Source organism: Pseudomonas sp. Irchel 3H3, from assembly GCF_900187635.1.
GTDB lineage: Bacteria > Pseudomonadota > Gammaproteobacteria > Pseudomonadales > Pseudomonadaceae > Aquipseudomonas.
On record NZ_FYEC01000002.1, the window covers coordinates 282038 to 294169 of the forward strand.

10 protein-coding genes are annotated in these 12132 nt (G+C 62.0%); 5 read left to right on the forward strand and 5 right to left on the reverse strand.

All coding sequences use genetic code 11. The annotated features are described in order from the left end of the window. Positions 1–12: 12 nt before the first annotated feature. The 4 genes from acnD to CKW24_RS04205 all read right to left on the reverse strand — a co-directional run bounded on the left by acnD (position 13) and on the right by CKW24_RS04205 (position 5679). On the reverse strand, positions 13–2604 hold the full coding sequence (gene acnD / locus CKW24_RS04190) for a Fe/S-dependent 2-methylisocitrate dehydratase AcnD (protein ID WP_095165500.1): 2592 nt from the start codon (positions 2602–2604) through the stop codon (positions 13–15). A gap of 203 nt (positions 2605–2807) precedes the next feature. Further along, positions 2808–3935, reverse strand: a complete 1128-nt coding sequence (gene prpC / locus CKW24_RS04195; RefSeq protein ID WP_095165501.1) for a 2-methylcitrate synthase — start codon at positions 3933–3935, stop codon at positions 2808–2810. Between the two features lie 134 nt (positions 3936–4069). Continuing rightward, positions 4070–4960, reverse strand: a complete 891-nt coding sequence (gene prpB / locus CKW24_RS04200) for a methylisocitrate lyase (RefSeq protein ID WP_095165503.1) — start codon at positions 4958–4960, stop codon at positions 4070–4072. Next, a complete protein-coding gene (locus CKW24_RS04205; protein ID WP_095165505.1) occupies positions 4957–5679 on the reverse strand; it encodes a GntR family transcriptional regulator in 723 nt (240 codons plus the stop codon). The genes prpB and CKW24_RS04205 overlap by 4 nt, the downstream gene beginning before the upstream one ends. Positions 5680–5948: 269 nt before the next feature. On the opposite strand from CKW24_RS04205, the gene CKW24_RS04210 reads away from it, so the two are divergent. The 4 genes from CKW24_RS04210 to pabB all read left to right on the forward strand — a co-directional run bounded on the left by CKW24_RS04210 (position 5949) and on the right by pabB (position 10507). Further along, positions 5949–6485, forward strand: coding sequence for an ATP-dependent zinc protease (locus CKW24_RS04210; protein ID WP_095165650.1), 537 nt, complete (start codon positions 5949–5951; stop codon positions 6483–6485). A 5-nt stretch (positions 6486–6490) separates the two neighbouring features. Then, on the forward strand, positions 6491–8023 hold the full coding sequence (locus CKW24_RS04215) for an inactive transglutaminase family protein (RefSeq protein ID WP_095165507.1): 1533 nt from the start codon (positions 6491–6493) through the stop codon (positions 8021–8023). Next, entirely contained in the window at positions 8023–9009 is a 987-nt protein-coding gene (locus CKW24_RS04220) for an alpha-L-glutamate ligase-like protein (protein ID WP_095165509.1), read from the forward strand. Before CKW24_RS04215 ends, CKW24_RS04220 begins: the two co-directional genes overlap by 1 nt. Positions 9010–9163: 154 nt before the next feature. Continuing rightward, positions 9164–10507 carry an aminodeoxychorismate synthase component I gene (gene pabB / locus CKW24_RS04225; protein WP_095165511.1) on the forward strand — a complete coding sequence of 448 codons (1344 nt, stop codon included), beginning with the start codon at positions 9164–9166 and terminating at the stop codon, positions 10505–10507. An 84-nt stretch (positions 10508–10591) separates the two neighbouring features. On the opposite strand, the gene thrH is transcribed toward pabB, so the two are convergent. Further along, complete coding sequence (gene thrH / locus CKW24_RS04230; protein WP_095165513.1) at positions 10592–11209, reverse strand: bifunctional phosphoserine phosphatase/homoserine phosphotransferase ThrH; 618 nt, start codon at positions 11207–11209, stop codon at positions 10592–10594. Positions 11210–11383: 174 nt separating this feature from the next. On the opposite strand from thrH, the gene CKW24_RS04235 reads away from it, so the two are divergent. Continuing rightward, the gene (locus CKW24_RS04235; protein WP_095165515.1) at positions 11384–12118 is read left to right on the forward strand and encodes a phosphoadenylyl-sulfate reductase; all 735 of its coding nucleotides are present in this window, start codon (positions 11384–11386) and stop codon (positions 12116–12118) included. The last annotated feature ends 14 nt before the right edge of the window (positions 12119–12132 follow it).

Consider the following 12132-nt stretch of genomic DNA (forward strand, 5'->3'; position numbering starts at 1 on the left):
CGGCACGTTCTGTTAAACGGCGACAGCCGATTCGAGGAAGTCCTGGGCAAAGCGCTGCAGCACGCCGCCCGCCTCGTAGATCGACACCTCTTCAGCGGTGTCCAGGCGGCAGGTCACCGGCACCTCGACCTGCTCGCCATTCTTGCGAGTGATGACCAGGGTCAGGGTTGCACGCGGGGTGCGATCGCCCACCACGTCGTAGGTTTCGGTACCGTCGATACCCAGGGTCTTGCGGTCGGTGCCCGGCTTGAACTCCAGGGGCAACACGCCCATGCCGACCAGGTTGGTGCGGTGGATACGCTCGAAGCCTTCGGCCGCGATAGCCTCCACACCCGCCAGGCGCACGCCCTTGGCCGCCCAGTCGCGGGACGAGCCCTGGCCGTAGTCGGCACCGGCGATGATGATCAGCGGCTGCTTGCGCTCCATGTAGGTTTCGATCGCTTCCCACATGCGCATGACCTGGCCTTCCGGCTCGACCCGCGCCAGCGAACCCTGCTTGACCTTGCCGTTTTCCTGGACCATTTCGTTGAACAGTTTCGGGTTGGCGAAGGTCGCGCGTTGCGCGGTCAGGTGGTCACCGCGGTGGGTGGCGTAGGAGTTGAAGTCTTCCTCCGGCAGGCCCATTTTCGCCAGGTATTCGCCGGCGGCGCTGTCGAGCATGATCGCGTTGGACGGCGACAAGTGATCGGTGGTGATGTTGTCCGGCAGCACGGCCAGCGGGCGCATGCCCTTGAGTGGACGTGCCCCGGCCAACGCGCCTTCCCAGTACGGCGGACGGCGGATGTAGGTGCTCTGCTCGCGCCAGTCGTAGAGCGGCGTGACTTTCGGGCCGGTGTCTTCGTGGATGGCGAACATCGGGATGTACACCTGGCGGAACTGCTCCGGTTTGACCGAGGCCTTGACCACCGCGTCGATTTCTTCGTCGCTTGGCCAGATGTCTTTCAGACGGATTTCCTGGCCATCGACCACGCCCAACACGTCTTTTTCGATGTCGAAACGGATGGTCCCGGCAATGGCGTAAGCGACCACCAGTGGCGGCGACGCAAGGAATGCTTGCTTGGCGTACGGGTGAATCCGTCCGTCGAAGTTGCGGTTACCCGACAACACGGCGGTGGCGTACAGGTCGCGGTCGATGATCTCTTGCTGGATCACCGGGTCCAGTGCACCCGACATGCCGTTGCACGTGGTGCAGGCAAACGCCACGACGCCAAAACCCAGTTGTTCCAGTTCATCGGTCAGGCCGGCCTCGTCCAGGTACAGGGCCACGGTCTTCGAACCCGGCGCCAGGGACGACTTGACCCACGGCTTGCGAGTCAGGCCCAGCTTGTTGGCGTTGCGCGCCAGCAGGCCGGCGGCAATCACGTTGCGTGGGTTGCTGGTGTTGGTGCAACTGGTGATGGCCGCGATGATCACCGCGCCGTCAGGCATTTGCCCTGGCACGTCATCCCATTGCCCGGAGATACCCTTGGCCGCCAGGTCCGAGGTCGCGACACGGGCGTGCGGGTTGCTCGGGCCGGCCATGTTGCGCACCACCGAAGACAGATCGAAGCTCAGGCTGCGCTCGTACTGCGCGCCCGCCAGGCTGTCGGCCCACAGGCCGGTCTGCTTGGCGTACTGCTCGACCAAACGCACCTGCTCGTCTTCGCGGCCGGTGAGTTTCAGGTAATCGATGGTCTGCTGGTCGATGTAGAACATCGCCGCGGTGGCGCCGTATTCCGGGGCCATGTTGGAAATGGTTGCACGGTCGCCCAGGGTCAGGCGCGATGCACCCTCACCGAAGAATTCCAGCCAGGCACCGACGACTTTTTGCTGGCGCAGGTATTCGGTCAACGCCAGCACCATGTCGGTGGCGGTGATGCCCGGTTGCAGCTTGCCAGTCAGTTCGACGCCGACGCTTTCCGGCAGGCGCATCCAGGAGGCACGGCCGAGCATCACGCTTTCGGCTTCCAGGCCACCGACACCGATGGCGATCACGCCCAGGGCATCGACGTGCGGGGTGTGGCTATCGGTGCCGACGCAGGTATCGGGGAACGCCACGCCGTCACGCACCTGGATCACCGGAGACATTTTCTCCAGGTTGATCTGGTGCATGATGCCGTTGCCCGGCGGGATCACGTCGACGTTCTTGAAGGCTTTTTTGGTCCAGTTGATGAAGTGGAAACGGTCTTCGTTGCGGCGGTCCTCGATGGCGCGGTTCTTCTCGAACGCCTCGGGATCAAAACCACCGCGCTCGACGGCCAGGGAGTGGTCGACGATCAACTGGGTCGGCACCACCGGGTTGACCTGCGCCGGATCGCCACCTTGCAGGGCAATCGCGTCACGCAGGCCCGCCAGGTCCACCAGGGCGGTCTGGCCGAGAATGTCGTGGCACACCACGCGCGCCGGGAACCATGGGAAGTCGAGGTCGCGCTTGCGTTCGATCAATTGCTTGAGCGAGTCGGTCAGGGTCGCCGGATCACAGCGCCGCACCAGGTTTTCCGCCAGCACGCGAGAGGTGTACGGCAGGGTGGCATAGGCGCCCGCCTGGATCGCATCGACCGCCGCGCGAACGTCGAAGTAATCCAGATGGCTGCCGGGAAGCGATTTGCGAAATTCAGTGTTCATCGTCAGGACTCGGTCACGGTAGTTTCAAAGGGGGCTGCTGGCAGCAGGGCTGAGATCAATGCAATCCACTGTGGGAGCGGGCTTGCCCGCGATTGCGGTGGGTCATCTGACATTTATGTCGAATGTGACCCTGTCATCGCGGGCAAGCCCGCTCCCACAGGGATCTGCATAATGTTCAGATCCCTGCGTCAGCGCCCTCCAGATCAGCGTTGTTCGATTGGCACGAACTTGCGCTGTTCGACGCCGGTGTACTCGGCGCTCGGGCGGATGATGCGGTTGTTGGCGCGCTGTTCGAACACGTGTGCCGCCCAGCCGGTCAGGCGCGAGCAGACGAAGATCGGGGTGAACAGCTTGGTCGGGATGCCCATGAAGTGGTACGCCGAGGCATGGTAGAAGTCGGCGTTGGGGAACAGTTTCTTCTGCTCCCACATCGTCTTGTCGATGGCTTCGGAGACCGGGAACAGCACGCTGTCACCGACTTCGTCGGCGAGTTTTTTCGACCAGCCCTTGATCACTTCATTGCGCGGATCGTTGTCTTTATAGATCGCGTGGCCGAAGCCCATGATCTTGTCCTTGCGCTCGAGCATGCCCAGGGTGCCCTTGATCGCCTCTTCAGGCGACGAGAAGCGCTGGATCATTTCCATCGCCGCCTCGTTGGCGCCACCGTGCAGCGGGCCACGCAGCGAACCGATGGCCGCAGTGATGCAGGAGAACAGGTCCGACAGGGTCGAAGCGCAAACCCGCGCGGTGAAGGTCGACGCATTGAACTCGTGCTCGGCGTAGAGGATCAGCGACACGTTCATTACCTTGACGTGCAACTCGCTCGGCTTCTCATCGTGCAGCAGGTGCAGGAAGTGACCACCGATGGACGGTTCGTCGCTGACGCAATTAATGCGCTTGCCGTCGTGGCTGAAGCGATACCAGTAGCACATGATCGCCGGGAAGGCGGCCAGCAGGCGGTCGGTCTTGTCGTGCTGCTCGCTGAAGCTGTGCTCGGCCTCCAGGTTACCGAGGAACGAGCAGCCGGTACGCATCACATCCATCGGATGGGCGTCGGCCGGAATGCGTTCGAGGACTTCTTTCAAGGCTTGCGGCAGGTCGCGCAGCTTGCTCAGCTTGGCCACATAGGCGTCCAGTTGCGCCTGGCTCGGCAGCTCGCCGTACAGCAGCAGGTAGGCCACTTCCTCGAACTGCGCATCCGCCGCCAGTTCGCGCACGTCGTAGCCACGGTAAGTCAGGCCTGCACCTTCCTGGCCAACGGTGGACAGTGCGGTTTGCCCGGCAACCTGACCACGGAGCCCGGCGCCACTCAATACTTTTGCTTCGGCCATTGCTGTCTCCAATCTTGAATTTTTTAGGGAATCGGCAAGTTCTTTCTGATTAACAACGTATATGTGTAGCAGCTGGCGAGTCCTTCGGACTCGAACACAGCCTCGCGGGCTCGGCAGCTGCTACAGGGTTTGCCTTATTTCTTTGCCGCGAACAGCGCATCGAGCTTCTGCTCGAAGGTGTGGTAGTCGATGCGATCGTAAAGCTCCATGCGCGTCTGCATGGTGTCGATGACGTTCTGCTGCGTGCCATCGCGACGGATCGCGGTGTAGACGTTCTCGGCGGCCTTGTTCATGGCGCGGAACGCCGACAGCGGGTACAGCACCAGCGACACGTCGGCCGCCCTCAGTTGCTCGGTGGTGTACAGCGGCGTGGCGCCGAATTCGGTGATGTTGGCCAGGATCGGCGCTTTCACGCGGCTGGCGAACAACTTGTACATTTCCAGCTCGGTGATGGCTTCCGGGAACACCATGTCGGCACCGGCTTCGATGCAGGCGGCGGCACGATCCAGGGCCGACTCCAGGCCTTCGACTGCCAAGGCGTCGGTGCGGGCCATGATCACGAAGCTGTCATCGGTGCGCGCATCCACGGCCGCCTTGATGCGGTCGACCATTTCCTGCTGGGTCACGATTTCTTTATTAGGACGGTGGCCGCAACGCTTGGCGCCGACCTGGTCCTCGATGTGGATCGCCGCCGCGCCGAACTTGATCATCGACTTGACGGTGCGGGCCACGTTGAAGGCCGAGGAACCAAAACCGGTGTCGACGTCCACCAGCAACGGCAGGTCGCAGACGTCGGTGATCCGGCGGACGTCGGTCAACACGTCATCCAGCCCGGTAATGCCCAGGTCCGGCACGCCGAGGGAGCCGGCAGCCACCCCGCCACCGGACAGATAAATAGCCTTGAAACCGGCGCGCTTGGCCAGCAGCGCGTGGTTGGCGTTGATCGCGCCGACCACTTGCAACGGCTGCTCGCTGGCAACCGCATCACGGAAACGCTGGCCTGGTGTGCTCTTGTTGGAACTCATGACTCACCTCGTGGAGTGACTGTCTGGTGGGCGCCGTCCTGATAGTGACGGGCGATGTTGCGTTTTGAAGCGCCGATGTGGCGACGCATCAACAACTCGGCCAATTCACCGTCACGGTCGGCGATGGCATCGAGAATTCGGTGGTGTTCGGCAAACGCCTGGCGTGGCCGATTGGGAGTGGCGGAAAACTGGATGCGGTACATGCGCACCAGTTGATACAACTCGCCGCAAAGCATTTGGGTCAGCGTGCGGTTGCCGCTGCCCTGGATGATCCGGTAGTGGAAGTCGAAGTCACCTTCCTGCTGGTAGTAGCCCACGCCTGCCTGGAACGCCTCGTCGCGCTCGTGGGTCTCCAGGACCCGGCGCAGCTCGTCGATGTCTTCGCTGCTCATGCGCTCGGCGGCCAGGCGACAGGCCATGCCTTCCAGCGACTCGCGGATTTCATAGAGTTCAATCAGTTCGGCGTGGCTCAGCGATACCACTCGGGCCCCGACGTGCGGTACGCGCACCAGCAGGCGCTGGCCTTCGAGACGGTGGATGGCCTCGCGCAGCGGCCCGCGGCTAATGCCGTAGGTGCGCGCCAGCTCTGGCTCGGAGATTTTGCTGCCCGGGGCGATGTCACCTTTGACGATGGCCGCCTGGATGCGGCGAAAGACGTTCTCGGAAAGGGTTTCCGAATCGTCCGAGGCCAGCACCGGGGGATCGAGTTGATCCAGCATATTGTCGACACCTTGTGAGTCAATGCGCCATAAACTAGCCAATACCTGCCTTCCAGTCAAAGGAAATAGAGTGATTGTCGACAATCGTCTAATAAACCCTTTGGATAAATCGAAATCGAAGGACCACCTCGGCGCTGGCACCAGAAAACCACCGTGCTAGAATGCCGCCCGCATTTGCCTGTCATCTTTTTATGGCAGGCACACGAGGCGCTTGTGCAGCAATGCCAGTCACCTTGAACTGAAGAATGGACAGCAACGCGCCAGGATTTATGAGACTCAAGCACCTCCCTTTATTGCTCTGCCTGTCCTGCCTGCCGAGCCTTGGCTACGCGGGTGAAAAGACCGTGTACGGCCTCAACGAATACGCCCAGCTGTCAGGCATCGACCTGGAAGTCGCGGCCAAACTCGACACCGGGGCCAAGACCGCCTCCCTCAGTGCCCGCGATATCAAGCGTTTCAAACGCAACGGCGAGTCCTGGGTGCGCTTCTACCTGGCTATCGACGCCGCCCACTCGCACCCGATCGAACGCCCGCTGGCCCGGGTCAGCAAGATCAAGCGGCGCGCCGGTGACTACGATCCCGAAGAGGGCAAGAAGTACACCGCACGTCCGGTAATCGAGCTGGATATCTGCATGGGATCGGCTTTGCGCAGCATAGAAGTGAACTTGACCGACCGAAGTGCATTCCAATACCCGCTCTTGATCGGCTCCGAAGCCCTGAAACGCTTTGATGCACTGGTCGACCCTAGCCTTAAATACGCTGCTGGCAAACCCGCCTGCGCCACCGACGTTCACACCGCAGAGTAATACCCATGCGCGCTCTTACCCTTCATCTGAAACTGCTGATCGCCATCCTGGTGGTGCTGGGCATTTCAGTTACGGCCTATCAGATTTTCGTGCTGGGCATCCCGGTGACCGAAGACGCCACCGACGACCTGTGGAACATCGACGCCAAGGTCGAGTTTGTCGCCAGCGCCAAGGACCCGGTAAAGATCCAGATGTTCGTGCCGCCCTTGAGCCGCGACTATGTCAGCCTCAATGAAAGCTTCATCTCCAACAACTATGGGGTGGCGGTCAACCGCGTCGACGGCAACCGCAAGGTCACCTGGTCGGCACGCCGCGCCAAGGGCAACCAGACCCTGTACTACCGCCTGGTGCTGACCAAGCGCTACACCGCCGATAAACCCAAGATCAAGGGCCCGACCTTCCGCGACAGCATCGCCATCGAAGGTCCGGAGAAGATCGCCGCCGAAGCCCTGCTCGCGCCGATCCGCCAGCACTCGGCCGACGTCGAGACCTTCATCAGCGAAGCGATCAAGCGAGTCAACAACAGCAACGACGACAACGCCAAGATGCTCCTGGCGGGCGACCCGGCGCCGGCGCACAAGGCCAAGATCGTCGAGCTGCTGCTGTCCATCGCCCACGTGCCGGTGGAAAAGGTCCACACCATTCGCCTGGTGGCCGACCAGCCCCAGACCCCGGAACTCTGGCTGCGCAGCTTCAACGGTACCGACTGGCTGTACTTCAACCCCGAGACTGGCGAGCAGGGCCTGCCAAGCGACCGCCTGCTGTGGTGGACCGGCGATGACAACCTGATCACCGTCGATGGCGGCAAGAAAGCCACCGTGACCTTCAGCCTGAACAACAGCGAAATGAACGCCATTCGCCTGGCCAAGCTGACCGACGAGAACACCGACGCCAACTTCCTCGAGTACTCGTTGTACGGCTTGCCCCTGCAAACCCAGCAGACCTTCATGATCATGGTCATGATCCCGATCGGCGTGCTGGTGATCCTGATCCTGCGTAACCTGATCGGCCTGCAGACCCTGGGCACCTTCACCCCGGTGCTGATCGCCCTGGCCTTTCGCGAGACCCAGTTGGGCTTCGGGATCGTGCTGTTTACCGTGATTACCGCCCTGGGCCTGTCACTACGCTCCTACCTTGAGCACCTGAAACTGCAGATGCTGCCGCGATTGTCGGTGGTGTTGACGTTCGTGGTGGTGCTGATTGCCGCCATCAGCCTGTTCAGCCACAAGCTGGGCCTGGAACGCGGCCTGTCGGTGGCGCTGTTCCCGATGGTGATCCTGACCATGACCATCGAACGCCTGTCGATTACCTGGGAAGAACGTGGCGGTGGCCATGCCATGAAAGTGGCGATCGGCACCCTGTTCGCCGCCTCCCTGGCGCACCTGATCATGAGCGTGCCTGAGCTGGTGTACTTCGTCTTCACCTTCCCGGCGATCCTGCTGATCCTGGTGGGCTTCATGCTGGCCATGGGGCGTTATCGCGGTTACCGCCTGACCGAGCTGGTGCGTTTCAAAGCCTTCCTCAAGGCTGACTCGTAATGTTCGGTTTGTGGAAGACCTGGAAGGCCCTGGAGGCGCGGGGCATCATGGGCATCAACCGGCGTAACGCCGACTACGTGCTCAAGTACAACAAGCGCAGCCTGTACCCCATCGTCGATGACAAGATCATCACCAAGGAACGGGCAATCAAGGCCGGTATCCACGTACCGCAGATGTACGGAGTGATCTCCACCGAGAAGGAAATCGACAAGCTCGGCGAGATCATCGACGGCCACAGCGACTTCGTCATCAAGCCGGCACAAGGTGCCGGCGGTGACGGCATCCTGGTGATCGCCGACCGTTTCGAAGGGCGCTATCGGACCGTCTCCGGGAAGATCATCAGCCATGAGGAAATCGAGCACCAGATTTCCAGCATCCTCACCGGCCTGTACTCCCTGGGCGGCCACCGCGACCGTGCACTGATCGAGTACCGGGTGATACCCGACCAGATCTTCAAGAGCATCAGCTATGAGGGCGTGCCGGACATCCGCATCATCGTGCTGATGGGCTACCCGGTGATGGCCATGCTGCGCTTGCCGACCCGTCAGTCCGGCGGCAAGGCCAACCTGCACCAGGGCGCCATCGGCGTTGGTGTCGACCTGGCTACCGGCCTGACGTTGCGCGGTACCTGGCTGAACAACATCATCACCAAACACCCGGACACCACCAACGCGGTGGACGGCGTGCAACTGCCCTACTGGGACGGTTTCATGAAGCTTGCCGCCGGTTGTTATGAACTGTGCGGCCTGGGCTACATCGGCGTCGACATGGTGCTGGACCAGGAAAAAGGCCCGCTGATCCTCGAGCTCAACGCGCGTCCAGGGCTGAACATCCAGATTGCCAACGACTGCGGGCTGACGTTGCGCACCCACGCGGTGGAAGCGCGCCTGGAAGAGCTCAAGGCCCAGGGCATCAGCGAAACCGTGGAAGAGCGCGTGCGGTTTGTCCAGGACCGGTTCGGGCATATTCCTGCGGTCGAGGGCTGATCGCCGAAACCGCTGCACCTATCGCCAGCAGGCTGGCTCCCACACTGGGTCCGTGGGGGAGCCAGACTGCTGGTGATGGCCAATCCCCTCTAGGAGCATTTCCTACAGAGGACTACAATCGCCACCCCGCCTCAATGGCTGATCTACCCCGCTCATGTCGACCTGTTCCGTATACCCGCTGCCCTATCACGCCAACCCCGCCGAGTATTTCGCGGCGATCCGTCATGCTCCCGGCAGCGTGCTGCTCGACAGTGGCCGACCGACTGCCGAGCGCGGGCGGTATGACCTGCTCAGCGCCTGGCCGCTGGCGACGCTGGCGGTCGCGCCGGATGAAAGCGGCGCAGGCTTCCTGCAACGCTTGCGCAGCACTCTCGGCCAATTGGGCGAAGCGACCATCCCGGCGCCTTTCGAACTGCCATTCGCCGGCGGCCTGATCGGCTACCTCAGCTACGATTTCGGCCGGCACCTGGAGGCCCTGCCCCACCAGGCGCAAGACGACCTGCAACTGCCCGATGCGCGCTTCGGCCTGTATGCCTGGGCGCTGATCAGCGACCACCTGCTGGGCACCAGCCAACTGGTGTTTCACCCCCACGTCAGCGCGGCCGAGCGCCAGCGCCTGCGCGACGTGTTCAGCCAGCCGGCCGCAGCGAGCAGCGCGACTTTCAGCCTCGAGGGACCGATGCGGCCCGACCTCAGTCCTGAGGATTATCGGCAGGCATTCGAGCGCATCCAGCACTACATCCAGGCCGGTGACTGCTATCAGGTCAACTTTGCCCAACGGTTCCGCGCGCAGTGCCAGGGCGACGCCTGGACCGCTTATTGCGCACTGCGGGCAGCGTGCCCGACGCCGTTCTCGGGTTTTCAGAGCCTGCCCGACGGCGGTGCAGTACTCAGTCTGTCACCCGAGCGTTTCGTCAAAGTCAGCCAGCGCCAGGTGGAGACCCGCCCGATCAAAGGCACCCGCCCACGCGGACGCGATGCCGCCGAAGACGCGGCCAATGCCGCTGAACTGCTGGCCAGTCCCAAGGATCGCGCGGAAAACCTGATGATCGTCGACCTGTTGCGCAACGACCTGGGCCGCACCTGCCGCATCGGCTCGGTGCGCGTACCGGAATTGTTCAGCCTGGAAAGCTACCCCAACGTGCACCACCTGGTGAGCAGCGTCACCGGCGAGCTGGCAGCCGACAAGGACGCCCTGGACCTGATCGCCGGCAGCTTTCCTGGCGGTTCGATCACCGGTGCGCCGAAAATCCGCGCGATGCAGATCATCGACGAACTGGAACCCACCCGTCGCGGCTTGTACTGCGGCTCGTTGTTGTACCTGGACGTGCGCGGGCAAATGGACAGTTCTATCGCCATCCGCAGCCTGCTGGTCAAAGATGCCCAAGTCTGCTGCTGGGGAGGCGGCGGAATCGTCGCCGACTCGCAGTGGCAGGCCGAGTATCAGGAGTCGATCACCAAGGTGAAGGTGCTGCTCGAAACCCTGCAGAACCTATAAAAACATCGCGAGCAGGCTCGTTCCCACAGGGAGCACATTCCATTGTGGGAGCGAGCCTGCTCGCGATAGCGTCCTCAAGGACGGTTACAGGCTCAACTCCCGGTTCGAAGCCTTGAGAAATTCCTGCTTCAACTCGGCAAACGTGTGCACCGCCGGAAACTGCGGGAACTCACGGATCACATTGTCCGGTGCATGGAACAGAATCCCGGCATCAGCCTCGCCCAGCATGGTGGTGTCGTTGTACGAATCACCCGCGGCGATCACCCGGTAGTACAGGCTCTTGAAGGCCAGGACCGACTGGCGCTTGGGGTCTTTCTGGCGCAACTGATAACCGGTGACCCGACCGGTCTCGTCGGTGACCAGGCGATGGCAGAGCAAGGTCGGGAAGCCCAGTTGACGCATCAGCGGTTGGGAAAATTCGTAGAAAGTGTCGGACAGGATCACCACCTGGAAGCGCTCACGCAGCCAATTGACGAACTCGATGGCGCCCTCCAGCGGCTTGAGGGTGCCGATCACTTCCTGGATATCGGCCAGCTTCAGGCCGTGCTCGTCGAGGATGCGCAGGCGCTGCTGCATCAGCACGTCGTAGTCGGGAATATCCCGGGTGGTTGCCCTGAGGGATTCAATCCCGGTTTTTTCGGCAAAGGCGATCCAGATTTCCGGGACCAGGACACCTTCCAGGTCGAGACAGGCAATTTCCACAACACACTCCCATTTGTACTGATTATTGAGTTGAGCGAGCAAAAGGACTGCCGAACTCTAGCGAGTCGCAACTCGCTGCGCAACGCAGACAAGCGCGCCAGCGGGCCTGGGTTTTTGCTAACATCGCCTGCATATAGAGCGCTTAGCGCCACAGACCTGTAGGAAACCGCCCTGATGAGCCCATCGTTCGACGTCGCTGAACTCGCCGCGACCTATGCCAACAAATCCGCCCAGGACATTCTCAAACTGGCCTTTGCCGAGTTCGGGGACGACCTGTGGATCTCCTTCAGCGGCGCCGAGGATGTGGTGCTGGTGGACATGGCCTGGAAGCTCAATAAAAACGTCAAGGTCTTCAGCCTCGACACCGGGCGCCTGCACCCGGAGACTTATCGTTTCATCGATCAGGTCCGCGAGCACTACAACATCCAGATCGAACTGGTGTCGCCGGACCACAGCAAGCTGGAACCTTTCGTCAAGGAAAAAGGCCTGTTCAGCTTCTACAAGGACGGTCACGGCGAATGCTGCGGCATCCGCAAGATTGAACCGCTGCGCCGCAAGCTCTCCAGCGTGCGCGCCTGGGCTACCGGCCAACGCCGCGACCAGAGCCCGGGAACCCGCAGCCAGGTGGCCGTGCTGGAAATCGACAGCGCGTTCTCCACCGCCGAGCGCCCGCTGTACAAGTTCAACCCGCTGGCGCAAATGAGCAGCGAAGAGATCTGGGGCTACATCCGCATGCTGGAGCTGCCCTACAACAGCCTGCACGAGCGCGGCTTCATCAGCATCGGCTGCGAACCCTGCACCCGCCCGGTGCTGCCGAACCAGCACGAGCGCGAAGGTCGCTGGTGGTGGGAAGAGGCCACCCAGAAAGAATGCGGCCTGCACGCCGGCAACATCATCAAGAAAGCCTGATCCTGGCGAGAGCA